We start from the raw sequence: 24299 nt of genomic DNA on the forward strand, positions 1-24299 counted from the left end.
ATTACCATTGCGTTCAGTCCTTTTTCAAATCGGCCCAATACCCATACGCTCCTATGGCCTTATGCTCTGGCTGGCTCTTGTAGTTGGCCTTTTTTGGACTATTAGAGCGTCCAAAAAAACCAGCATTAAGTCTGAGCATGTTGTTGACATTGCTCTCTATGGGTTAATTGTAGGCATAATTTCCGCACATCTTTCATCTATTTTACTGGATGTTCGATATTATTTAAGCAATCCATCGGAGATAACTAGTCTATGGAGCGGGATATTTTCACCTTCCGGTGGTTTACGCGGATTGTCGTTCCATGGAGGCCTTGTTGGTGGGATTATTTCGACCTTCATTTACACTAGGCGGAAAAAGCTCAATTTTCTCGCGGTAGCTGATTTGTTTTCGCCGGCTCTTGCGCTCGGCTATGCCATTACAAGAATTGGATGTCTTCTAAATGGTTGTTGCTATGGTATACCAACAAAGCTCCCCTGGGGTCTGCAATTTCACGTAGGACCAGCGTCCGACGGCTTAACTCCGCCGAGCCACCCAACACAAATTTATGCAGCAATAATGAATCTTGTTATTTTTGCATTTCTCATAGCAATCGAGAAAAATCGGAAATTTAATGGCCAAGTATTTTCAAGTTATCTGGCTATGTATTCAGGCTACCGCTTTTTAATTGAATTCCTGAGGCGCGGTGTCACTGCTCAAGTTTGGCTTGCTGGTTTAACCCAGGCTCAATGGGTAAGCCTTATTATTCTTGTTATAACTATTCCTATTCTAGCATTAAAAGTAAAGCAGCCAAAACCCAAAAATCAAAAAGCGAAAATCCGAAATGGAGGTTAATCTCCGTTGCCGGAACTTATTGTATCTCCAGAAGACGCGGGATTGCGACTAGATGTCTTTCTTGCACTTCATGAGCCGTCAATTACAAGGTCTGCATTTGAGCGCCTTATTTCCGAAGGCCGCGTTACTTTAAATGGATTACCAACGCGGCCTGCCCGCAAAGTACGAGCTGGCGATGTAGTAGCTTACTCACTTCCACCACCCAAGCCTGCAAAAATAAAAGCAGAAGAAATCCCAATTGATATCATCTATGAAGACTCCGACATAATAGTTGTAAATAAACCTAAAGGAATGGTTACACACCCTGCACCTGGACGTGAAGAGGGCACGCTAGTAAATGCACTTCTTGCGCACTGCAAAGGCCTCTCGCAAATCGGAGGAGTGGAACGCCCTGGAATAGTACATAGGCTAGACAAAGATACTTCCGGCCTTATGGTTGTTGCCAAGAATGATATGGCATATCACAGCTTGCAAAAGCAGATTCAAGCTCGTACAGCAATAAGAAAGTATCTTGCTCTCGTTTGGGGCGATCCAAAATTCGAAAACGCGGTAGTTGATGCTCCAATTGGACGCCACCCGGTTGATAGAAAAAAGATGGCAGTAATTGAATCCTTAACCCTCAGATCGCGCATTGCGATAACAGACTTTCATGTCTTGGAGCGTTTTGGATTGTTTGCGCTTGTTGAAGCAAGTCTCCGAACAGGGCGAACTCACCAAGTTAGAGTTCATTCAGCATACATTGGGCATCCAGTTGTTGGTGATCCCGTATACTCAGGCAAACGACGTGTTCAGTCGGGCTCGAAGGAGTTCATTTCATGCGTAAATAGAATGATTGACGGTCTGCAGGGACAAGCTCTTCATGCACATTATTTAAGCTTTGACCATCCCAAGACAAACAAGCGCCTTGAATTTACGTCTGAGATGCCAGTTGCAATGCAAAGTCTGATTGAATATCTTAGGAAGAATATATCAACCATCAAGGAACGCGAATAAAGGTAGCTTTTATTGCTAAACATATCTTGGAACTTTCGTGATTAGCAATGATACAAGTTAGAGTAGGGGACATTGCGCATATGCGGAAGCCGCACCCTTGCGGGAGCATGGAGTGGCTAGTTACGCGCATTGGTGTGGATATCGGGATGAAATGCCTAAAATGCGGCAGACGAGTGATGCTACCGCGTGAGGAATTTGAACGTCGTGTTAAAACCCTTCGCCCAGGTTAAGATTATTAACTAGGCTAGCTAAGCAGCTTTAGCTAATTTTTTCTGAGAGGTTTCAAGTGCAACCCAAGCAAAATCAATAAGTTCCTCAGCGCTTGCAGCCTCATCTGGATAAATAGCAGTGCCAAATTCTACATCAAACGTCATAGAACCGCGCGTCCGATGGATATCAAATTTCACCATCTTTATCGCATTACTTACCCGCTCACAAACTTGGCTTGCCTGCTCGCCAGTATAAGGCATTATTAGCCCGAAGACCTTATCATCCATTCGGCCAATTATGTCGCATTTTCTAACATTATCAGCAATGATGCGGGCAATGCTGTATAACGCATCATCACGATGCATGCTTCCTGCAAGCTCCCCATATTTGTCAAGGTCTCTTACTGCAAGAAGCGCAAAGCTTAGCTTCGACTTGTTTCGAGCTGACCGGATAACTTCCTCTGCAAGTCGTTGTTCCATATAACTCTTTGTATATACTCCAGTAACAGCATCGGTGATAGCACTTTCCTCTGGGCTTTCCTGCCGACGACCAGCTAGTTGCAATTGCATTTGCATTTCCTTAATCTCTTCCGTAGTCAGTATTCGCTTTAGCTTTCGAGTTCCATTGCGAAGAATATGCGAAACGTAATTGCATGATATGCCAAGCTTTTTCGCAATCTCAGTTTGGCTCAAGCCATTGTAGAAGAATTCCTGAATGACCTTCTGTTCGATTAGTTTGAGCTTGTTCATTGCCATTCCCAATACAACTCTATCTTCAACCGGAAGTTGAAAAGTCGTAAAGTCCTCATCTTTTACCTTTTCTACATCTACCGAAGCACCAGATTCCTCATCCCGGTCATTATCAAGCGATGCAACTTTGAATATTTCTCGTGTCGTGAGGAGCTCCGCGACGCTTTCCTCAGGAAGATGCATAACACGACCTATTTCTGCTTCGGTAGGCTGGCGGCCAAGCTCTTGGTAAAGAGAATCAATTACCCGCGCCATCTTATGATTCAGTTCCTGAAGCCAGGCCGGTTCCTTTATTATCTTCCCTCTATCTCGAAGCGCATGCTTGATTTGGCCAATTATGAAATGTGTGGCATAGGTCGAGAACTTTACTCCCTTTTTGGCATCATAGAGGTCGGTGGCTGTGATTAAGCCGATGTAGCCCTCCTGTATCAGATCTTCAAGGGGCTCCCCTGACCCCGAGAACCTGCGTGCAATGCTCTCGACCAGGTTCTTGTACTGGAGGACAACTTTGTCTCGTATTCTTATGTCCTTGGTAGCAGCGTACTTTGCTAATAGTTTATTAATTTGCTCGTCTGTTAATCTGTTGGTAGCCATGATTTTCGCCATTTTCATAGTACTTCCGAAATTTTTAAAGCATTATGAAATTGCCTATTTTTACAAAGAATCTGCGTTTGGTAGCCTCCCGAGGGCTCCCAAACGCCCATGCATACCTAGCCTATCGAGCTTACTAGCTTGAAAATTGGACCCATTACCGAGATTGCAATGAACCCAACTACCACACCCATGAATACAATAAGTAGCGGCTCAATCAAAGAAGTAAGTCCTTTGATTGAAGCATCAACCTCTTTATCGTAGAACTCAGATACCTTAACAAGCATATCGCTAAGGCGACCTGTTTCTTCGCCTACGTCAATCATGTGCGTAACCATTGTAGGAAAAACGCCGCTTGCTTCTAACGGCTGGCTTATTTTCTGACCTTCGCGAACACTTTCGCGCGCTGTTTCAACTGACTTTGCAATAACAGCATTTCCCGACGTTTCACCAACGATTTCAAGCGCCCTCATCATTGGAACGCCACTGCTTACGAGTGTACCAAAGGTCCTAGCAAACCGTGAAATCGCCATTTTTTGGACAATTTCTCCAATTATTGGCAGCTTCAGCTTAAGATTATCTATCAAGTATCTGCCCTCGGGCTTGGAGTTGAGAATGCGGAAAGTAACTATAACACCGATAATGAGCCCTACTGGCACATACCAGTATGTTTTGAGAATGGTACTCATATCGAACAAAATGCGTGTTGCTGGTGGCATCTCAACGTTCATGCTAATAAAGATTTCTTTGAACTTTGGAAGAACAAATGTAAACAGAGCACAAATCAAGAGCACGGAAAATAAAAGAACAATGATTGGGTACATCATCGCCGACTTGATTTTCGTGCGAATTTCCATTTCAGTTTCCAGGAAGGTGGCTAACCTATTTAGAATTTCATCCAAAATACCACCTAGTTCTGCCGCCCTAATCATGTTCACATAAAGCTTGGAAAACACATACGGATGTTTCGCGAATGCATCTGTAAGGCTCATGCCGCTTTTAACATCGTTCATCGCCTGAGCAATCACAGGTTTCAGCACAGGGTCTTTACTTTGATTCTCAAGTATATCCAGGCATCTAACAATGTTAATTCCTGCGTCTATCATTGTTGCGAACTGGCGGCTAAAAATGGCAATGGCATTTAGCTTTACCTTTTTATGCTGAAACAAACGGAAGCCAGAATCTTTCTTCTCCGATATGTTAGTGACATGATAATGTTGGTCTTGCAGCTTGGATAATGCAAGCTGCTGGTTGTCTGCTTCTATTTTTCCTTTGATTGATTTTCCAGTCGAATCAACCGCTGTGTAAACAAATGTTGGCATATGGTAACAGCCTCCCTTACTTGTCTGGAAACAGATTATTTTGAGCCATTAAGCATGCGAGAAAAGTTCTCCTGGTCAAGTGCTCGAGTAAGTGCCTCTTCGTAGCTTATTAAACCCGCACGGTGTGCGTCAGCAAGGACTCGATCCATCGTGCGCATGCCCTGTTGGCTACTAGTTTCCATTATGGAATATATTTGGTGCGTTTTTCCTTCTCGAATTAGATTGCGTATTGCCGGATTGGCAACCATTATCTCAACAGCTGCAAATCTTCCCCCACCTAGCTTTGGAATAAGTTGCTGGGCAATTACTGCTTCAATTGTGTTTGAAAGCTGAACCTTTATTTGGTCTTGCTGGTGCGCTGGGAACACATCAACAACCCTGTCAATCGTTTGGGGAGCATTTCTTGTATGGAGAGTGCCGAAAACAAGATGCCCAGTTTCTGCAAGTGTGAGTGCTGATGCAATAGTCTCTAGGTCTCGCATTTCGCCAATCAGAATAACGTCAGGGTCTTCTCGCAACACTGCCCGAAGAGCGTTGTCAAAGGAATCAGTGTCTGAATTCAGTTCACGCTGATTTATCATACTCTTCTTATGGCTGTGTAGATATTCAATCGGATCTTCGATTGTCATTATGTGGCAGTTGCGAGAATTGTTGATGTGGTCAATCATGGTAGCAATTGTTGTTGACTTTCCGCTACCTGTTGGCCCAGTCACAAGTATTAGTCCACTATGCTTGAGTGCAAGTTCTTTAAGTATGAGCGGGAGCCCCAATTCCTCCATGCTTGGAACCTTGCTTGGGATAGCTCTCATGGCAGCGCCAACTGAGCCTCTTTGGCGATAAACATTGACCCTAAAGCGGCCGATATCCTTGACACCATATGAAAAATCCAGCTCCTTGGTTTTTTCAAACCACTGGATTTGCTCGTTGTTCAGGATATCATATACCAGCCGCTGGGTATCTCTTGGTGTAAGTGGCATATAATCTGTAGGAACAAGCTTTCCGTCCATACGAATCATAGGCGGTAGTCCAACAGATAGATGGAGATCCGAAGCACCTTGTTCTGCGGTATATCTTAATAGATCATCAAGGTGCAGGTCTGCCACGGACTTTTTGCCACTTATTGGTGCTTCAGCATCAGATTTTCCTAGTGGTTCCAGGAGGTCTGTTTCTATCATTCCGTACTCCCTTTCTCTAGATTGATTCAGCCAGCCTATTTCTATCCGGCATATATGACTCGAAGTGACTCTTCGAGCGTTGTAAGGCCAAGCAGAATTTTTTCCATAGCATCATCTTTTAGCGTTTTCATACCAGCCTCAATTGCGGCTTCTTTGATGGCATAAGATGATGACTTGGCAAGTATTAAATCCCTAATTTTATCGGTGATGGGCATTAGCTCGTATATGCCTATGCGACCCTTATAGCCTGTGCCTTTGCAATGATCACAACCCTTCCCCCGATAGAAGGTGACGTCAGAGTTTTCGTCAACATTCATCCCAAGCCGCCTTATAGCGTCTCTGGGCGGAGTATACATTTCTTTGCATTTGGGACATATAGTTCTCAACAGCCTCTGCGCTAGCACACCAATCACAGCAGAAGCAATCAAGAATGACTCTACACCCATGTCTAAAAGTCTTGTAATGGCGCCAGGCGCATCATTTGTGTGTAATGTGGCAAGCACTAAATGTCCCGTCAAAGCAGCTTCGATTGCTATCATGGCTGTTTCTTGGTCTCGAATTTCGCCAACCATTATTATGTCAGGGTCCTGGCGGAGCATTGTCCGCAAACCACTAGCAAAGGTTAGGCCTGCTTTTACGTTAACTTGTGTCTGAGTTATTCCCTCAAGTTCGTATTCAACAGGGTCCTCAATTGTCAAAATGTTCTTCTCACCGGAATTTAGCTTATTCAAAACAGAATAAAGAGTTGTCGACTTGCCACTTCCTGTTGGTCCAGTAACCAATATGATGCCGTATGTTCGGCTTATAATAGACTCAAACATTTCCAGGGTTTCTGGAAGAAAACCCAGCTTGTTAAGACCTAGCAGGACCGAGTTTTTGTCTAATACCCTCAGAACGACTTTCTCGCCGTAAACACTTGGAAGGGTAGACACGCGAAAATCATAGTGCTTCCCATCCACAATCGCACTGATACGTCCATCCTGAGGCGCCCGCTTTTCCGCAATATCCATATTTGCCATGATCTTCAGCCTTGAAATTAAAGACGCCTGCGCTTTCTTTGGCACTATCAATCCATCGTGTAGAATGCCATCAATTCGATAGCGTACCCTCAATGAATTCTTGCCTGGCTCAATATGGATATCACTACATTTGTCTTGTATGCCCCTTGTTAGAATAAGATTGGCCAACCGAACTACCGGAGCTTCTTCGCTAAGTTCACGAAGCTCCTCAATACTAACTTCTTCCTCTGTGGTTTCACGTTCCGCTACCGCAATATTTGTCGTTTCCATATCATCAATCAGCTCACTTACGGCTTCAGTCGGCGACTTAATAGTGCCGTAGTGCTGACTGATGGCGTTCATTATATCTTCTTCGGTAGCTATTACAGGCTCGACTTCAAGCCCTGTAATTAAGCGAACTTCATCTGTCGCAAAGATGTCGAGGGGGTTTTTCATTGCCAGGGTAAGCTTGCCATTTTCCCTGGCAATTGGCAAAATTTTATATCTGCGCGCAATTTCTTGGGAGATCAACTTAATCGCTTCAGGCTCAGGAGTGCGCTCGGTAAGATCAACATAAGGCACACCCCAGTGGATTCCCAAGCACTTGACCTTGTCACGCTCGGAGATGAGCCCCATACTTACGAGCACATCACCGATTGTTTCTCGGTTGCCCAATTGGCGCTGCTTTTCAATAGCCTGATTAAGTTGTTCTTCCGTTATAAGTTTTGCGTTTACGAATATTGCGCCGATAGACTTTCTTTGCACGAGGAAAACTCCCCACCACAGAAGTTTATTTTTTGGGTGGGCGTGTCATTGCAAACCCGCCCACAGCTCTTAGTAGTTACCAATCCTAACAGTCTGTCAGATATTTGTTATTTGTCGAATGAAAACATCTACGCTATTTGCTTGCACCAACAATTTTTGGAGTAATAAACATCATTATCTCTGAGCGTATCTTCTCATTATGCTTATTCTTAAATAACCCACCAATTATTGGTAGGTCGCTGAGGAATGGTATTCCCGTCATGCGCTCGCGGTCTTCTTCGGTTATGAGACCACCAATTACGATCGTCTCTCCATCTTTCACGCGAACTGTGCTGTCTATGAAGCGACGTGAAATCTCGGGAAGGAGAAGGTCAGCTGGCGTCTTCAAGAAGCTTTTAATTACACTAGCCTCTGGGTGAAGGTCCATAGTGATATAACCATCCGAGCTTACCCTGCTAACTACGTGAAGCTGGACACCAACCCTTGCCGTTTCAGTTGTTACATTTACGCCTGTAGTAGTAACCTGAACACTAACGACGTACTTTATCTCATCTCCAATGAAGATGCTTGCTGGCTTCCCATCGAGTGCGAGAACATTAGGATTTGCCAATACTTTAGCCTTACCATCATCCACGAGAGCGTTAATGGTCGCTATTATCTCCATTGGCGAGCGTTGGAAATGACCAAGCACAACTGGCGGTTCCTGACCAACGTCGTTAACGTGTCTTTCATTAAATGAGACTCTACTCCATTCCCATTCGATACCAAGATCCTTAGCAAATTCATTGCGTATGTCTACAACTTTTGCCTCGATTAGGATTTGCGGCTGTTGTACATCAACCTTTGCAAGAAATTCCTTTGCCTTGTTAATCTCTTCAGGCGTACCCGTTATAAGCAGAGTCTTAGGTGGAGCTTCCTTCTTAGGTTGTGCATTCTGACCGGCTGAGCCTCCTTCAGATGTGTTACCCATTGCCAATGCGCTTGGCTTCTCAAGGTCAAAGCCTTGGTTCGGGCCTATTACAACCTTAACTCCCGGCACACAAGATTGCAGAAGAGCTGCTAACTCATTAATGTCGGCATACTTTACCTCATATACTTCCATAACCGAGGTTTGAGCCTTATCCGCTAGTGATTGTTCAACCTGGTCAACAAATGCCTTGGCAGCTTTTACTTCACCAGCAGGACCTGTCAAAACAAGGACAACATTTGTTTTGGGAGCATCCTTATCGAGACTCTTGCTTGTCGTTGCTTTTACAGCAGCAAACTGGGTCTCAAGCATTTTAGTGACCATATCACTATCAGCGTATTTTAAGACCACAACCTCGGTAACTTTTTCGTCACCAAAACTGGCACCGCCCGCCGCAAGTGCCTTCAAATTCTCTGCAGTTCCAACCACATAAGCGCCTTCTACTTGGGCGTATTTGTAGCCACTAAGGTTAGCCACGAGTTTGAGAGCCTCTTCCACGGTGACATTGCTGAGAGCAACCGTTACTTCTCCCTTAACATCAGGGCTTGCCACAATGTTTACACCGCTTTCAGTTGATAGCGCTTTCAAAACGTCATGAATATCCGTGCCAACGAAATCAAGGGTGATTCGCTTTGCCGGCTTATTAGCATCCACTGTGGCCGCAGCAACGACAGCATTTGATACGCCGATGGGTGCAGCGCTGGCAACTAGTATTGGCTTACTTTCGGTAACCGTTGGTTTAAGCTCAGCAACTGGTGCTGAAGCTACCAAGGTAATTGGCGCACTTGACTGCGCTTCCGCAGACACTTTAGGCCTGAGGCTAACAACTTCAGAAGCGGAGCTATTTGGCAAAACCGGTTTGACCTCAGCAACAGGAGCTGAAAGAGTGATTATTGGTTCTTCTATCTTACTTGTTTTATTCACCACAAACTTAGCTGAAGCTGAAGCTTTGGTAGAAGAATCAATCGCCGGCTTTTTTACAGCATTATTAGTCTTGAAGATTGTAATAACTGCTGCACGCCTGCCGTTGAAGTAATTTACAGAATATTTTAATTTTCGACTCGTAGATACAACTATTCGGACAATGGGTGGCGAATTTTTGTACCAACCACACTTTACAGTCTTGATACCGCCATCATTAACGATAAATTGCCTCGTTACATGTTTGCCGAGATATCCGTTAAGATCGAAAAACAAGTGTTGCTGCTTCACCCAGCCGCTGTGAATTGTCATCGGTCGTGAAGCACTGATATTGATTTGCACAGAGTCGGCCAGCTCGGCAACCTGGACTTTTTCGAATACTTGCTTTCCAGCGTAAGCTGGAACTGTCCATAACAATATGAGAACCAAAGCGATAAAGGTCTTAAAGAATGTTGCAGCATACTTATGCCTGTGCCCCTTTGTTATTTTCATTGTTACCTCCTAAACGTAGAAAGAATGTTTTACCGTTGTAGGCAATCTTCACGCCTGCACGAGAAATGGAAACTACATTAAACTTTCCTTCAATCTTTTGGCCCTCGCGGACTATGTATCGAGTGTTGTTTGGCCCGCGGATTATTGCGACATTAATTGAGCCTTCAATAACACCCGTAAGCCTAAGTTCTGGAGGGAGATCCTTTTCCTCTTCTCCCGTCATATTAGTCTGGCCGCTGCTTATTCCACTATTGCAATTGGTGCCAATCGCAAGCGGCGGCATTATTTGAATTGGTGGTTTTGTATCGCTATTGAACAAGGGTGGCAGATTAGCCCTCAAGACCGGGCTTCTCTTTTCACCGAAACCAGGTTGTTGCGTTTTGGGTAGCGTCTGTGGTGCAAACGGATCACGAGCATCAAAGCTCTGCGCTTCTGCAAGCACAGACGATTCCTCTGCACCTTTAATCTGAACTTCTGTTTGTTCAGTTCTAGTAGACTGCTCCTCTGTCTGCGCCAGTTTTTCTTTTTGGGGTGGAGCAGCTTGTGTGCCTATGCCTATCACACGATAAACACCAAATCCTATAACTAATGCGATAAGGCAGCACAATACAATAAGCTGCTTTTTCTGTCCCTCTTCAATTTTCATATCTTACCTCCGCTATGTGCTCTGAGAAGCCTGTTTGACTTCATTTGGCTTAGCCAACGACTTTATTGGCTCATCCTTAAGAATGAAGGCTGTTGTATTTAGCTTGACGGATAACACGGGGGAGCCACGGTCTGGTTGATTGGGTATCCCTGCAGGGCTAGCTTGAAAACTATTAACCCTGACTATTTTTGGAAAAGCCGTTATTTTATAAAGAAACCGGACAACATCCCAATACTTGCCGTGAATTTCAATGTCAATGTCTAACTTGTCATATGGTTCTTCTTTCGGCTTGACCTCTTTTTTATCTTCACCCTCAGAGGTAGAAGGCGTAACTGCTGCAGGTTGCGATACAATTGGTCTAACGCCAACAACCTTTAGGTTGACATTCTTTCCCAGTTCCTCCAGCTGACGCAGTAGGGTGGGAACATATGCCCTTGTAGAAACTCCCTGCTCAAGGCACGCAAGTTTCATCTGTGCGTCAGTATATTCGGCCTCAACCCTATTAAGGCGTTTTGCAATTTTCTCGCTGTTTTCAAGCGCTTCTTGTTTCTTGCTTACTTCCGCCTGTATCTTGTCCAAAACGCTTGATCTATTCCAATATCCTAGCCCTGATGCGACAAATACTAAGCCTGCACCAACTATCAACCCTATGAGCAAGGTCCTGGAGGGTTTAATTTTTAACATTGGTTACTCTCCCTCCTTTATCTGAGTTATAGGCGTTTATAATAGCGGCAATTTCAAATTCCAATCCTTCATATTCGTTTGAGTTTGCTTTTTGCGTGTAGCTTAAATCAACCTTAGAGAACTCTGGGAATCTATTGAGCCTAAGCATTGTTTCTCCTACGAGTCTTTGGCTTGCAGATGTACCTTTTAGTTTCATCGTCGGTGTGTTTTCTTTTTTGGCTTGTTCCGACTGACCTTCCGAGCCGCTGGTAGGAGCAGGTTTGGTAGTAGTTACGCTACAAAGCCAAGTACTCTGGGGTACACTACGTGCAAGATCTTGGAGAACCGTATACCAGAGCAATGTTTGCTCTCTTGATTCTGCCAATAGATCTAGACGGGGCTCTAATTTTTTAATCTCTCTTTCGTAATATTGTATTCTGTCAACGGTTGGCTGAATTCTTTTCAAATCATTGTTTAGCTCTGCCAGCTTTACATTCGACGCGTGAATTCGCGCTGTCATGAAACTAAAAACACCTACTGCAAACAAAATTTCGCAGAAAAGAATAAGCGCAACAATTCGAATCTGCTTTTCCAGCCGTTTTCTTTCTGCCCTGCGGGCAGCAATCATATTGATAGAGGGCATAAGCAATTCCTTCCTTTTCGTATCCCTCGAAACTCCCGCTCGACCCACGGGTTAGCATTATGCCGCATTTTTAAGTGCGGCTGGTGCTATCTCTTTAATGGCAAGTCCAAACGCAACTGTGAGCAATGGTATGTCTTCTGCACTCAGTTCAGTCGGGTAAACCGAGGTATCAATCATACGACTCAACGCAGGATTACCAATAGTTACAGGAACGTTAAGTCGAGATGTGGTATATGCTCCGAGACCCTTCAGCCGCGAAGTGCCTCCAGTCAATACTAATTCATCAAAAGACATCTCCGGCGAGCCATCGGGAAGTTGGGATTGATAATAGTTTATTGACCTACGAATCTCTCTAAGTAATTCATCGACAAGGGGCTGAACAACTCTTAATACTGGATCATCGATAACCCCATCTGCTTTAAGTATTTCACTCAGATCCACAGCATACTTTACTTGTTCAGCCTCATCATCTGTGCAATTTTTTACATTTTTGATGGCATTTGTAAGGCTAGAACCTGCAATCGGTATGTTTCGTGAAAGAGCAAGCGAGCCTTTTGATACGAGGTTTATTTCCGTGTGGCTTGCGCCCATATCTAGAATTGCTATGTTTTTCTCCATTATGCTAAAGTCAGGATTCTGTTCAACTAAAGCACGGAGAACAGCAAACGCTTCAACATCTACTGCAAGAGGCTCAAGACCTGCTTCCTCAAGCGTTGCTACTTTGCTTTCTACCATTGCCCTTGGCGCAGCCACTAATATAACGTCCATCTGATCATCTTCGGCATCACCAACAATTTCAAACTCTACTACGCTTTCATCAACCGAAGCTGAAATATACTTGCTTGCTTCAAAATAAATTGTCTTTCTCAGAGCTGCTTCAGTCATTTTGGGCATCTTGACATGCCGCACAATTACACCAGGCCCAGCAATAGCCGCCAAAGCAGCAGAAGCCTTAATTCCAGCAGAACGCATAGCAAACTGAATTGCCCCAGCTACCTCTTTAACATCAGTAACAACTCCTTCTCTTATTGAGTTCGAAGGAGTTGGGCAGATTGTAACGTTTGATATGTGTGCTCCCTGCCTGGTTGGCTCGGCATAAACGATTTTGATGCTGCTGCTGCCGACATCCACCCCGACAACGCCTTCTTTTGATAACAAACCAGAGAATATCACCAGGATGCCTCCTTCAATTGGCTAATTATTTGTTTGCGCGCGGAGGGATAATTGTGGCCCTTTATCCGGGCCCTATGGACACGGAGAAAAACATAGAAGATTGTGCCCCACAAGCAGACCTGCCCCTCCATCTGCTTATCCTGTACTTAATTATTGACTCTCAACCGTTAAATATAGAGGGCATTTTCAAAAATTCACGCACAACTACGGGGTAATACCAGCAGGACCTTGACGAAGGAGAGGTAGGTTATTACAATATAAAAAATACTGTTTCACAAAGGCTATTTTTGTTGGCGTGGAGAAAACAATGGGGAAAAAGGCGAGAGATAAACAACCAAAAGTTAGCAGGGAAACAAAAGAACAAAAGACTGAGGAAGTTTATTGCATTCCTTGGTGGCGTGACTGGCGGCAAGTGCTTTTGGGCATTATCGTTCTGATATGGGCTGTATCACTCGTCAGCGTAACTATTTACGACGCAACACATCCGCCAACCCAAGAAGAGCTACTGCAAAGATAGACTAAGCTTTTGAAACGCCAACGGCGTTCACTTCAACGCTTTCATATCCGTGGCATTAAGAATCCGAATGCCGTCATTACAAGGAAAGCAAGCACAGCTAGAAGCAGACCAATCTGCTTGCTAAGATTGAACGGCCAATATACGCAGACCGCGTATACGATTATACCTCATAGCAAACCAACGAAAAATTCCACCGATAATACGCATTTGTAGCCTCTCCTTTTCTTAAAAAATCTCAACCTTGTTGAAAAATAATTGACAAAACCATCAAGTTTTGCTATATTAAGTATAGTAACAAACAACTTTTCCCTCGAGGCACTCGGCGGCAGTTAAAGTTCGAGTTCCCCCTTTGATATTGCTGCCGCCGAGTGCTTTTTATTTGAAATCAACTATGCTCGCGATAATTCCTCTGGCATCTCACACACAGTAAGCAATATCCTTAACTGCTTGCCACCACGTACAACCGTTAGTCTAAGTTTGTCTCCAACATTTAGCTTTTTGACTATAGCTTCCATGTCCTCCGAAGTTTTAATCTGCTTCCCGTCGGCTTCAATTACTATATCTCCAGTCCGAAGGTTTGCTTCTTCAGCGCAAGACCCACGGTATACTTGAATTATGATGCCCTCAATATAGTCAATACCCAGCCGCCTTGCAAATTGAGGGGTCATGTCGGTGTATATAAATCCAACCCAAGGTCGTATTACCTTTCCATATTTAATCAATTGCGGCACAATCTTGCGAATAGTCTCGGCGGAAATCGCAAAGCCCAGACCCTGGCCATCAGCTCGAATGGCTGCATTCATTCCAATCACGTTGCCATTAATATCGCAAAGTGGACCGCCTGAGTTGCCAGGGTTGATTGCCGCATCGGTTTGGATGCAATCTTCAATCTTGCGCCCATCAGATGTTTCAATTCGGCGGCCAGTGGCACTAACTACGCCTACTGTCACAGTGTTTTGGAGACCAAAAGGATTTCCTATAGCAATTGCCCACGAGCCAATTTCTGGCTTTGGATTCACCGACAGCTTTAATGATGGTAAGTTTTTGCCGTCAACTTTAATTACTGCTATATCGCTGAGCCTATCGGCGCCGATAATTCTTCCCTCAAACTGTTGTTTATCTGGCAACGTAACAACTATCTGCTCTGCGTTTTCAACCACGTGCTCGTTGGTTACTATATAACCGTTTTTGCCATCATATATCCAGCCTGATCCTTGGCCTTGCTGGGGCATAGGAGGCCCGAAGAACTCCGGAAACAAATCGAAAATTGAACCGGTTCGCCTCGACCTATAGGTGGTGTCTATATTTACTACAGCCGGTCCAACAAGCTTAACGGCCTTTACAACCGCATTCTGTGATTGCTCGCTTATGTCGGGTACTGCCGTGGCCGGACAAGCAGACGTTAAGCAAAGAACAAATGCCACTAAAGTAAATATAAGATAAAATTTGAAATGCTCCAAAGACATCGAATCACCTGCCTAACCTTGAATGCTGTTGCTGCGAATTTTACGATTGACGCTACCTTAGGTGCTTCCGTTCAAATACTTGCCGAGTAAAAAACTTCTTTTAGCATAACACTTTTAAGAGTCCTTATTGATGCAGCTCTTTTAGTTTTCCGGTTTCCATATAGTAAATCCGCTCGCCAATATTTGTGATATGGTCGGCAATGCGCTCAAGATATCTTGCAATGAGCAACAAACCAATAGCTTGATCTGTTAAGTCTGGGTTCTTCTTTATATAACCTATAAGCTCTTCGTATAAGCTGTTATATAGATGATCAACCTCGTCATCGTGTGCAACCATTTGTTCAACAAGATGAAGATCGTGAGTAACGAAAGCAGTTAGTGTTTCGCGAAGCATTTCTTGCACTATAGACACCATTTTGGGAATATCCTCAAGCGGCTTAAATAAGGGCTTATCAGCTAATTTTTCTGCGATTTTAGCGATGTCGACTGAATAATCACCAGCTCGTTCCACATCTGTAATAATTTTCATAGCAGCTGCAATTATTCTTAAATCGCGAGCCATTGGCTGTTGGAGAGCTAGAAGACGTAAAGAACGAGCTTCGATGTCAATATTATAATTATCCACAATATCATCTAATTCGATAACCTCACGAGCAAGTGCAATGTTGCGTGTTTTTAAAGCCTCAATTGCTTTGTCCAACATCTCTTCCACAACAGTGCCCATTTTCCTTAGGTCTTCTTGAAGAGTAGCTAACTCCTTATCAAATTCTTTTCGGGCCTCAGATGACATCTTTATTCTCCAAAATTATGGTTTAAGAGTAATAAATCATAACCGTAAGCTCAACAACTTTCAACACAGCCGATTATTGATTACCCGAATCTACCGGTAATATAGTCTTCCGTACGCTTATCTCTTGGCCTAGTAAACAATTCTTCCGAAAGGCCAAATTCGATTAGCTCACCGCTAAGAAAAAAACCTGTATACGTCGAGACTCGCGCCGCTTGTTGCATATTATGCGTAACTATTATTATTGTATAGTTTCGTTTGAGATCACGCATTAGGTCTTCAATTCTGAGTGTAGAAATGGGGTCTAACGCCGATGCCGGCTCATCCATAAGTACAATTTCCGGCTCGATTGCCAACACACGTGCAATACAAAGACGTTGTTGCTGTCCGCCTGATAGGGTAAAGGCAGATTTATTTAGCTTGTCTTTCACCTCATCCCAAAGTGCTGCTGAACGTAAACTCTTCTCAACTATTTCCTCTAGTTTGCTACCTTTTGCCATGCCATGGATTCGTGGCCCGTAAGCCACATTATCAAATACAGACATCGGAAAAGGATTCGGCCGTTGAAAAACCATGCCAATACGCTTTCTCAATTCCACAACATCTACTTCGGGTGAATAGATATTCCTATTTTTAACAAGTACCTCGCCAGTAGTGCGTGCCCCTGGAATTAGGTCGTTCATTCGATTGATTGTTCTAAGAAAAGAGGACTTTCCACATCCAGATGGGCCAATTAGCGCTGTAATTTCTTTTTCAGGTATACTTATGTTGACGTGCTTCAGCGCATGGAAATCATTATAATAAAGATTTAGGTCTCGGGTCGAAACAATGATTTCACGATTTACCAATGAATATGCCTCCTGAATCGGTATCTAATAATTGCTGCGGCAAGGTTTAGACCGAGTACGATAATGAGAAGAGTCAGAGCGGTTCCCCATTGCATTCGAGGAGGAGCATTTGGTACTTGGGTTGAGATTATATATAAATGATAAGGGAGAGCCATTACTTGGTCGTATATAGACTTCGGAAGACTTGGTAAATAAAATGCTGCAACTGTGAACAAAATTGGCGCAGTTTCTCCTGCAGCCCGTCCCATAGCTAGAATTATTCCAGTAATTATGCCTGAAAATGCGTTTGGCAGGACAACCAACCTTGTTGTTTGCCATTTGGTCGCCCCGAGAGCAAGGCTTGCTTCCCGAAACGTTTGCGGCACTGCTAACAAAGCTTCCTCAGAAGCAACAATCATCAGCGGGAGTACAAGTATTGCCAAGGTCAGCGAGCCTGACAAAATGGATGCACCAAACTTCAACATTAGAACGAATATTCCAAAGCCGAACAAGCCATACACAATAGAAGGTACTCCTGCCAGGTTTACTATCGATAACCTAATTAACCTAATAAGTGGCCCGGGTTTTGCATATTCTGCTAGATAGATTGCCGCAAGTACTCCCAATGGAACTGAAAATAGTATAGTACCAGCAATAAGGTAAAGAGTTCCCACAATTGCTGGGAATATTCCGCCTGATTGCATACCCTGAGATGGGTAGCTAAGCAAAAACTCAAGAGTAAGCCCCCTAGCTCCACGAACAACAATAAAAAAGATGATAAAAAAAGTAGGGAGGATGACCACCATTGCCGATGCTTTCAGAAAAGCAAATGCAATTTTCTCTATTGTATATCTACTCATCTCACTATTTCCTTTCGATGGAGCGCAAGGTCCGCTATTAAATTAATGAGAAACGAAATAATGAAAAGAACCAACCCAACGGCGAACAACGCAAAGTAGTGAGGTGAATATTGAACGGTTTCTCCCATTTCAGCTGCTATTGTAGCCGTCATCGTTCGCACAGGTTGGAAAATAGAGTGGGGGATCACTGCCGCATTGCCAGTTACCATAAGCACAGCCATTGTCTCGCCTATAACACGGCCTATTCCTAACATTACAGCAGCTATTATTCCGCTTTTTGCCGATGGCACAACAACACGGCTTATTGTCTGCCATCTTGTAGCACCAAGTGCCAATGATGCGCTACGATAATCCATTGGCACCGCTGTAATTGCATCTTCCGAAATAGAAATAATTGTTGGGAGAGACATAAATGCTAGCATTAGCGAACCAGTAAACGCTGTAAGACCCGTAGGTAAATGCAACAATGTTTTTACTGCAGGTGCAACTACAAGAAGTCCAATGAAACCAATAACTACTGAAGGAATCGCAGCAAGTGTCTCAACCGCCGGTTTCAAAAGTTCCTTCATGCGAGGAGACGCAATCTCAGCGATATAAACGGCAACTGCTATGCCTAGCGGGACAGCAATCACTAATGCACCTGCAGTAACTAAAAGCGAGCCTATTATAAGCGGTAATATCTCAAAACGCCCTGAAAGTGGAAACCACTCGCGTCCAAAAAGAAACCTTCCAACGCTGGTGTATCTAAAGATTGGAAGGCCATTTGCAAGCAACAAACCAAATATTGAAACTACAAAAACGACCGTTGCAATTCCGCTTAGCTGTAACAATCGCTCGATAATTTTTTCTATAAGCTTTCTACGCCTCTTTGCCATCACATCGCCCGTTTCTATTCTATCAAATTCAGAAATTGCTTAAAAGTTCAGAAGTTATTCTTCCTTTGAAAATATGTTTCTAATCTTCACATTAGCCGATTGGGTATATAATCCTTAGCAGAAATAATTAACACTTGAGGCGGTCATTGATGGCAACGCTTGGATATCGCGCAGAAATTGATGCAGGCAGGCGTTTCCTTGAAAAAATTGAACCCAGCAACACAATAGTTTTATTTTTTCATGGCGACGTTGATGGCTGTTGTTCGGGTGCGATAATGTATCGAACGCTAAGATATCACGGTTGCCATTTAACTTTCCCTGTTTTTCTTGAAAAGGGTGAGACAATATATTCGGATTCATTAGCCAAACGTGCGCTTGTGCGCGAACCAACCCACTTAATAGTAATGGATACGGGTAGTCGAAATCAAGCGATTCTGCCTGGCATTACAACAATGGTAATCGACCACCATAAGCCAGAGGGTGTTCCTCCCGTAGATGTTTACATAACTTCATTTGGTGTTTATCCGCCCGAACCTTCAGCTTTACTTACCTATAATATATGCCAAGAAATAACACCGTTAAACGGGCTGGATTGGCTTGCAGCAGTTGGTACGGCTGGAGATATGGGAATCAATGCTAAACTTGAAATACTGCGCGAAGCAAAATCGAGATATGGAGTTAAAACAATAAAAGAAACGGTTGCTTTAGTTGATGCCGCACGAAGGTCACCTTCCCATGACATTGCAACAGCTTTCTCAGCATTAGTGAGCGCCGACAGTCCGTTCGATATTACTGAGGGTATTATTCCGGAATCAGTTATTCTTCGTCAGTACAGAAAGATGGTAAGTGCTGAGATTCGGCATGCCATAAAAGCAGTGCCCAAATACAGTGGGAAATGGGCAATTCTGCAATTCAGCAGCCCAGCGCTCATACATCCAATTGTAGCAGCTGAGTGGAGCAATCGGCTGAATGAAAATATTGTAATAGCCGCAAATTATGGATATACCGAAAGTAACGTCCACTTTAGCATTAGGACTAAAATAAATATTAACCTTCATGAAGAAATAATGGGTATTAAACCTCCTGATGAGGAAGAAGAATTTGTTAGCGATTACAGCAAAGCAAGCGGAGGGGTGCTTCCTATCGTAGATTTTATAGAATTTTTGAGAATTCTCGATTTTCCGAAAGAAGTTGCTGAGTTTATTCCTATACAAGCCCAGGGGTTAAAAAGTGAAGCTATCGAAACTTGCTGACCATTTTGAGATTCTAGACAAAACTACTTCTAGAAACGCTCTTATAGAAGAGTTAGCCAAACTTTTTAAGGAAAGTAACGATCCAGAAGAGATTAGAAAGATTGTTTATCTTTCTGAGGGAATCTTATTGCCAGCATACGAAGGGGTAGAAATTGGCATAAGTGAGCAACTTATGGCGCGTGCAATTGCAGAAGCCACTGGTGAAAGCATCGAGCACATTCGAAAGCTTTATCAAAAACTTGGGGACTATGGCCTCGTCGCAGAGCATCTAATCAAATGGGATGGAAAAGGACTCACTATTGGGCAGGCGTATGAAGCTCTGCTTAATATTGCTCAAATCACTGGTAAAGGAAGCATAGAAGCCAAGGTTTCAGAACTTGCCTCCCTTATAAGACAGCTTAGTCCTAAAGAAGCAAGATATCTTATTCGAATCGCTATTGGAAAACTTCGACTAGGCATTGGCGACCCGACAATCATTGACGGTCTTTCTCTTGCTTATGGGGAAAATGAACAACTTCCGGCTCTCCTTGAGCGGGCCTATAACATTTCAGGAGACATGGGGCGTGTAGCATATATTCTCTACAAGGAAGGACCTGAAGAGCTAGAAAAATTAAAAGTGCAGGTGGGGAGTCCAATTCGAATGGAACTTGCAGAACGTGCACCCGATGTAGAAACAATCCTCAAAAGATTGGGAAAGTGCTCTTCAGAACCAAAATATGACGGCTTTAGAGCTCAAATCCACAAGAATGGAGATATCGTACAAATCTTTACGCGAAATCTTGAAAACGCCACCACAATGTTCCCCGACATTATCGAAGCAACACTCAAACACATCAACGCACGCCAAGCAATTTTTGAAGGCGAGGCGGTTTCTTTTGACCCAGAAACAGGCGAATTTCATCCATTCCAAATTACCGTCCGCCGAAAGCGTAAGCACTTAATCGAAGAAAAAGAAGAAGAACTACCACTCAAACTTATGGTTTTTGACTGTCTTTTTGTAGATGGCAAGGAAATGATAGACGAGCCCTACATCGAGCGGCGCAAAGCACTCCAAAAAATTGTTTCATCTAACCAGACAATCCAGGTTACCGATGCACTTATTTCAGATAAGCCCGAAGAGATTACTGCCTTTTTTAATTTAATGGTATCTTCAGGCTTAGAAGGCATTATTGCAAAAAGTCTTGAAAGCCCATACCGTGCTGGACGACGCACCTTCGATTGGCTAAAGCTCAAACGAAGTTATCAAGGAAAGCTCGCAGATACAGTCGATTGCGTTATAGTTGGCTATTTTGCAGGCAGAGGCAAGCGGGCAAAATGGGGCATAGGTTCACTACTTTGTGCTGTTTACGATGAAAAAAAGGACAAATTTCAAACTATCAGTCGCGTTGCAAGCGGATTAACGGACGAGGATTGGGTAAAAATGAAGCAAATACTCGATGAAATCATAGTTAACGAAAAGCCCGCGCGAGTAGAAAGCCTCATCGAACCGGACGTATGGGTTGAACCTCGATATGTGACAGAAGTCCTCGCCGACGAAATTACACGTAGCCCGATCCACACCGCCGGCCGCGACGACAGCGACACTGGTTTTGCACTCAGATTCCCTCGTATTATTAAGGCAATTCGAACTGACCGCCGGCCAGAAGATGCTACTACTGTGAGCGAAGTTAAAAATCTCTATGAAACCCAGCGGCAAGTAGCTATGAAATAATTTCACAGAACTCTTAGCTTCTTAAATCCTAATTTAGAAAAACGAATTGTAGCTGCCTTAAAAGCTGAGTTAGTTCGATTTGACGCAACTAGCTCAATAAGGGTTTATAGCTTCTCCAAAGGCTGGCGATTACCAAATGTATGGACGACTGTATTGACTGGAGCGGCCCAGCGCACAGCATTTTCGATTACTTTAAGCACATTGGCATCCCTATATGTTGGATAGCTTTCGTGGCCAGGTCGGAAATAAAACACTTTGCCCCTACCTCGATGCCAGCAACACCCGCTTCGGAAAACTTCGCCACCCTTGAACCAACTTATGAATACCAGCTCATCTGGCTGGGGAATGTCAAATCGCTCGCCATACATTTCTTCTTGCGGAAGCTCGAAATACTCGCCAAGTCCCTCAGCAATTGGATGACTCGAATCTATAACCCACAGGCGCTCCTTTTCGTCTGCCTCCCGCCAAATTAGATTACAGGTTGTTCCCATTAACCTTTTGAATATTTTCGAGAAATGCCCTGAATGCAAAACGATTAAGCCCATTCCACCAATTACAATTTTTTGTTGAAGTTTGTCTACCAACTCGTCAGAAACTTCACCATGCGCCATATGCCCCCACCAAATTAGGACATCTGTATCATCAAGAACGCTATCAGGAAGACCCTGTGCCGGTTCATCAAGGGTTGCTGTTCTCACCTTAAAGTCAGGCTGTGTTCGGAGGTGCTCGGCAATCGCCTCATGCATTCCCTTGGGGTAAAGTTTGCTAGCCGGATGGTCGGTGTTTTTTTCATGTCTGAACTCATTCCAGACCGTAACCCTTATTAATTTGCTCATTGCTCATTCTCTTCCTTATTAAAATTTAGATTGCCAAGGAGAAATTATGTATTTAGCACAGATGTTCCTCCAATTTGCGTATAAATACCAAATAAAACTTCAGGCATGGGCTGACTAAATTAAGTAGGAATTAACTCTCTACTCAAGCACAGGTATCCATACTTCCATATGAGATGGCCCTCGGTTTGCCCAAGCATAGTAGGGGATTAATGTTAAGTCTGCTTCTTTGACCTCCAACCTGATACTATCTTTGGCGCGATAAAGTGGACCGCGTTCTTGGCCTGGGATTGGATAAACACCTTTCGCCTTAACAACAGCTATACCGCCAAGCATATTAGGCATAATCTCAACCGAAATAGGCTCATTAATCATTAGCTCGACATCGCGAATCGGAACTTCTGGATTATCTACGCTCTCAATGCAATAAATAACCGGGCCACGTTGGACCGCCACGCATCCAAGATCTTCACGTACACGAGGGTCTGCTTCTTGAAGTGTGGTGTCTGTTGGCAGTTTGAGGTGGATGCGATCCCCTGGCTTCCATTCTCGTTCTATCTGCAAGTACTCTCCAGGAACCGCTCCTCGCTCAGCCTCGTCATTTATCGAAACCGAAGCAAAGCAACACCATCCTGGTATCCGAAGAAAAAGTGTAAACTTTGTCTCTATTTCAGGCGTTACTCTGATATTTACATCTCTCATCCATGGATAATTAGTCTCTTGTTCTAGTATTAACTTGACACCATTTTCTAAACGACAGTTGAGGACGGAATTATCATAAAAGTGCACCCAAACTCCTTCTTCACTTGTGCTGTAGAAGTATCCCGGTAGCGAGGCAATCATGCGCACCACATTCGTAGGACAACAGGTGCAATCAAACCAAGGAACGCGTTGGTACTCTTTGTAGCACGCTAAGGGATTGGTATAGAAATAATGTTTTCCATCAAGCGACACGTCAGAGAGAAACCCATTATATAAAGTGCGCTCAATTACATCAGCAAAGCGTGCCTCACCTTTTATAGCTAACATCCTCCAATTCCAGTATATACTGGCAATTGCTGCACAAGTCTCTGCGTACGCTTGCTCGTTTGGAAGCTCATACGGCGCTCCAAATGCCTCACCCGCGCTTCTAGCCCCAACGCCGCCCGTTATATACATCTTGCAACTAACCATATCATTCCACACATGCTCAAGGGCATCCATTATTTCTTTGTCACCAGTTTCTGCAAAATAATCAGCCGCACCAGATGCAAGATAACAAGCTCGCACCGCATGCCCTTCAATTGTTTTTCTTTCTGAGTATTTCTGGCTCGAAAGGAAAAACCCAGCCAGATCGAGGTATTTCTTTTCACCAGTTGTGCGGTAAAGTTCAACTAGCGCCATCTCAATCTCGGGATGCCCGTCAGCTTGCTCAATTTTCCCAGGTCCAAAAACTTTGGTTAAGTAATCAGCATATTTTAACGCTGCATCCAAAAATTTACGCTCGCCAGTTGCACGATAGTGTGCAATTGAAGCTTGGAATATGTGCCCTGCGCAGTAGAGCTCGTGTTCTCGTGAAAGATTTCTAAAACGCTGGTCAGCAAGCTCGCCTGCAAAATAGCTATTAATATAGCCATCAGGACACTGAATACTTATAAGCTCGTCAATAGCGGCGTCTAGCAGCTTTTTAAGATTTGCGTCATCCTCTGATTGCAGGACAAAAGCAACCGCCTCCATCCATTTTGCAAGATCAGAATCTGTCCAGACCGCACCTCGCCGTTCAACATTCTTTTTGCCCGAAATGCGCCGAAGGTTATCAAGGACTCCATGTTGTTCTAAAAGGCGGTAAAGTTCAGGGATGCCGCTTTCTCGGTTTGCATCCATCCTCTTCTTCCAAAACCCATCTTTCATTTTCACAGCCCGAATCGGGACGGGATGTAGTTTTGCGTAAGGACTTTTCGCTGTATCTACGACGCCTGCGTCATGCCAGGCTGAAACTGATGAGCCCATGTGTACGCCCCCTCCAAGCGAGAAAATAACAATCTTGGGCA

Annotated in this window: 22 protein-coding genes; 6 read left to right on the forward strand and 16 right to left on the reverse strand. The window is 43.9% G+C overall.

Going from position 1 to position 24299, the window contains the following annotated elements; genetic code table 11:
* Positions 1–7 precede the first annotated feature (7 nt).
* From lgt to QHH26_03410, 3 genes are read left to right on the forward strand one after another with little or no spacing between them, the layout of a single operon-like run.
* Positions 8–832, forward strand: a complete 825-nt coding sequence (gene lgt, locus QHH26_03400; GenBank protein ID MDH7481009.1) for a prolipoprotein diacylglyceryl transferase — start codon at positions 8–10, stop codon at positions 830–832.
* Positions 833–838: 6 nt separating this feature from the next.
* Positions 839–1825: an RluA family pseudouridine synthase gene (locus QHH26_03405; GenBank protein ID MDH7481010.1), complete on the forward strand. Its 987-nt coding sequence runs from the start codon at positions 839–841 to the stop codon at positions 1823–1825.
* A 47-nt stretch (positions 1826–1872) separates the two neighbouring features.
* Positions 1873–2055 carry a DUF951 domain-containing protein gene (locus QHH26_03410; protein ID MDH7481011.1) on the forward strand — a complete coding sequence of 61 codons (183 nt, stop codon included), beginning with the start codon at positions 1873–1875 and terminating at the stop codon, positions 2053–2055.
* An 18-nt stretch (positions 2056–2073) separates the two neighbouring features.
* Here the strand turns inward: QHH26_03410 and QHH26_03415 are convergent, their stop codons facing one another.
* The 9 genes from QHH26_03415 to pilM form a co-directional block, all read right to left on the reverse strand.
* Positions 2074–3390: a sigma-70 family RNA polymerase sigma factor gene (locus QHH26_03415; protein ID MDH7481012.1), complete on the reverse strand. Its 1317-nt coding sequence runs from the start codon at positions 3388–3390 to the stop codon at positions 2074–2076.
* 104 nt (positions 3391–3494) lie between these two features.
* A complete protein-coding gene (locus QHH26_03420; GenBank protein ID MDH7481013.1) occupies positions 3495–4697 on the reverse strand; it encodes a type II secretion system F family protein in 1203 nt (400 codons plus the stop codon).
* Between the two features lie 35 nt (positions 4698–4732).
* Complete coding sequence (locus QHH26_03425; GenBank protein MDH7481014.1) at positions 4733–5872, reverse strand: type IV pilus twitching motility protein PilT; 1140 nt, start codon at positions 5870–5872, stop codon at positions 4733–4735.
* A 41-nt stretch (positions 5873–5913) separates the two neighbouring features.
* Positions 5914–7635 carry a type II secretion system ATPase GspE gene (gspE, locus tag QHH26_03430; GenBank protein MDH7481015.1) on the reverse strand — a complete coding sequence of 574 codons (1722 nt, stop codon included), beginning with the start codon at positions 7633–7635 and terminating at the stop codon, positions 5914–5916.
* A gap of 133 nt (positions 7636–7768) precedes the next feature.
* Entirely contained in the window at positions 7769–10015 is a 2247-nt protein-coding gene (locus QHH26_03435) for a hypothetical protein (GenBank protein ID MDH7481016.1), read from the reverse strand.
* Positions 9987–10661 (reverse strand): hypothetical protein, encoded by a 675-nt coding sequence (locus tag QHH26_03440; GenBank protein ID MDH7481017.1) that lies wholly within the window; start codon positions 10659–10661, stop codon positions 9987–9989. Before QHH26_03440 ends, QHH26_03435 begins: the two co-directional genes overlap by 29 nt.
* Positions 10662–10673: 12 nt before the next feature.
* On the reverse strand, positions 10674–11345 hold the full coding sequence (gene pilO, locus QHH26_03445) for a type 4a pilus biogenesis protein PilO (protein MDH7481018.1): 672 nt from the start codon (positions 11343–11345) through the stop codon (positions 10674–10676).
* The gene (locus QHH26_03450) at positions 11332–11967 is read right to left on the reverse strand and encodes a PilN domain-containing protein (protein MDH7481019.1); all 636 of its coding nucleotides are present in this window, start codon (positions 11965–11967) and stop codon (positions 11332–11334) included. Before QHH26_03450 ends, pilO begins: the two co-directional genes overlap by 14 nt.
* A 57-nt stretch (positions 11968–12024) precedes the next feature.
* A complete protein-coding gene (pilM, locus tag QHH26_03455; GenBank protein MDH7481020.1) occupies positions 12025–13140 on the reverse strand; it encodes a type IV pilus assembly protein PilM in 1116 nt (371 codons plus the stop codon).
* Between the two features lie 307 nt (positions 13141–13447).
* Between pilM and QHH26_03460 the strand changes: the two genes are divergently transcribed.
* Positions 13448–13657, forward strand: a complete 210-nt coding sequence (locus QHH26_03460) for a hypothetical protein (GenBank protein MDH7481021.1) — start codon at positions 13448–13450, stop codon at positions 13655–13657.
* A gap of 389 nt (positions 13658–14046) precedes the next feature.
* On the opposite strand, the gene QHH26_03465 is transcribed toward QHH26_03460, so the two are convergent.
* The 5 genes from QHH26_03465 to pstC form a co-directional block, all read right to left on the reverse strand.
* Positions 14047–15123, reverse strand: coding sequence for a trypsin-like peptidase domain-containing protein (locus QHH26_03465; GenBank protein ID MDH7481022.1), 1077 nt, complete (start codon positions 15121–15123; stop codon positions 14047–14049).
* Between the two features lie 124 nt (positions 15124–15247).
* The gene (gene phoU, locus QHH26_03470) at positions 15248–15913 is read right to left on the reverse strand and encodes a phosphate signaling complex protein PhoU (GenBank protein ID MDH7481023.1); all 666 of its coding nucleotides are present in this window, start codon (positions 15911–15913) and stop codon (positions 15248–15250) included.
* A gap of 80 nt (positions 15914–15993) precedes the next feature.
* Positions 15994–16758 carry a phosphate ABC transporter ATP-binding protein PstB gene (pstB, locus tag QHH26_03475; GenBank protein MDH7481024.1) on the reverse strand — a complete coding sequence of 255 codons (765 nt, stop codon included), beginning with the start codon at positions 16756–16758 and terminating at the stop codon, positions 15994–15996.
* On the reverse strand, positions 16752–17597 hold the full coding sequence (pstA, locus tag QHH26_03480; GenBank protein MDH7481025.1) for a phosphate ABC transporter permease PstA: 846 nt from the start codon (positions 17595–17597) through the stop codon (positions 16752–16754). The genes pstB and pstA overlap by 7 nt, the downstream gene beginning before the upstream one ends.
* Positions 17594–18472 carry a phosphate ABC transporter permease subunit PstC gene (gene pstC, locus QHH26_03485; GenBank protein ID MDH7481026.1) on the reverse strand — a complete coding sequence of 293 codons (879 nt, stop codon included), beginning with the start codon at positions 18470–18472 and terminating at the stop codon, positions 17594–17596. The genes pstA and pstC overlap by 4 nt, the downstream gene beginning before the upstream one ends.
* A gap of 149 nt (positions 18473–18621) precedes the next feature.
* Between pstC and QHH26_03490 the strand changes: the two genes are divergently transcribed.
* Positions 18622–19725: a hypothetical protein gene (locus QHH26_03490; protein ID MDH7481027.1), complete on the forward strand. Its 1104-nt coding sequence runs from the start codon at positions 18622–18624 to the stop codon at positions 19723–19725.
* Positions 19703–21436, forward strand: coding sequence for an ATP-dependent DNA ligase (locus QHH26_03495; GenBank protein MDH7481028.1), 1734 nt, complete (start codon positions 19703–19705; stop codon positions 21434–21436). Before QHH26_03490 ends, QHH26_03495 begins: the two co-directional genes overlap by 23 nt.
* A gap of 104 nt (positions 21437–21540) precedes the next feature.
* On the opposite strand, the gene QHH26_03500 is transcribed toward QHH26_03495, so the two are convergent.
* Positions 21541–22272 carry a ThuA domain-containing protein gene (locus tag QHH26_03500; GenBank protein MDH7481029.1) on the reverse strand — a complete coding sequence of 244 codons (732 nt, stop codon included), beginning with the start codon at positions 22270–22272 and terminating at the stop codon, positions 21541–21543.
* 138 nt (positions 22273–22410) lie between these two features.
* Positions 22411–24258, reverse strand: a complete 1848-nt coding sequence (locus QHH26_03505) for a glycoside hydrolase family 127 protein (protein ID MDH7481030.1) — start codon at positions 24256–24258, stop codon at positions 22411–22413.
* Positions 24259–24299: the final 41 nt, after the last annotated feature.

It is taken from the genome of Armatimonadota bacterium, from assembly GCA_029907255.1.
Classification (GTDB): Bacteria; Armatimonadota; UBA5829; order DTJY01; family DTJY01; genus JAIMAU01.

Bases quoted from the DNA above. Each gene is read 5' to 3' on its own strand.
- QHH26_03410 (MDH7481011.1), top strand. From the start codon at position 1,873: ATGATACAAGTTAGAGTAGGGGACATTGCGCATATGCGGAAGCCGCAC.
- QHH26_03415 (MDH7481012.1), bottom strand. From the start codon at position 3,390: ATGGCGAAAATCATGGCTACCAACAGATTAACAGACGAGCAAATTAAT.
- QHH26_03420 (MDH7481013.1), bottom strand. From the start codon at position 4,697: ATGCCAACATTTGTTTACACAGCGGTTGATTCGACTGGAAAATCAATC.
- QHH26_03425 (MDH7481014.1), bottom strand. From the start codon at position 5,872: ATGATAGAAACAGACCTCCTGGAACCACTAGGAAAATCTGATGCTGAA.
- QHH26_03435 (MDH7481016.1), bottom strand. From the start codon at position 10,015: ATGAAAATAACAAAGGGGCACAGGCATAAGTATGCTGCAACATTCTTT.
- QHH26_03440 (MDH7481017.1), bottom strand. From the start codon at position 10,661: ATGAAAATTGAAGAGGGACAGAAAAAGCAGCTTATTGTATTGTGCTGC.
- pilO (MDH7481018.1), bottom strand. From the start codon at position 11,345: ATGTTAAAAATTAAACCCTCCAGGACCTTGCTCATAGGGTTGATAGTT.
- QHH26_03450 (MDH7481019.1), bottom strand. From the start codon at position 11,967: ATGCCCTCTATCAATATGATTGCTGCCCGCAGGGCAGAAAGAAAACGG.
- QHH26_03460 (MDH7481021.1), top strand. From the start codon at position 13,448: ATGGGGAAAAAGGCGAGAGATAAACAACCAAAAGTTAGCAGGGAAACA.
- QHH26_03465 (MDH7481022.1), bottom strand. From the start codon at position 15,123: ATGTCTTTGGAGCATTTCAAATTTTATCTTATATTTACTTTAGTGGCA.
- phoU (MDH7481023.1), bottom strand. From the start codon at position 15,913: ATGTCATCTGAGGCCCGAAAAGAATTTGATAAGGAGTTAGCTACTCTT.
- pstA (MDH7481025.1), bottom strand. From the start codon at position 17,597: ATGAGTAGATATACAATAGAGAAAATTGCATTTGCTTTTCTGAAAGCA.
- pstC (MDH7481026.1), bottom strand. From the start codon at position 18,472: ATGGCAAAGAGGCGTAGAAAGCTTATAGAAAAAATTATCGAGCGATTG.
- QHH26_03490 (MDH7481027.1), top strand. From the start codon at position 18,622: ATGGCAACGCTTGGATATCGCGCAGAAATTGATGCAGGCAGGCGTTTC.
- QHH26_03500 (MDH7481029.1), bottom strand. From the start codon at position 22,272: ATGAGCAAATTAATAAGGGTTACGGTCTGGAATGAGTTCAGACATGAA.
- QHH26_03505 (MDH7481030.1), bottom strand. From the start codon at position 24,258: ATGGGCTCATCAGTTTCAGCCTGGCATGACGCAGGCGTCGTAGATACA.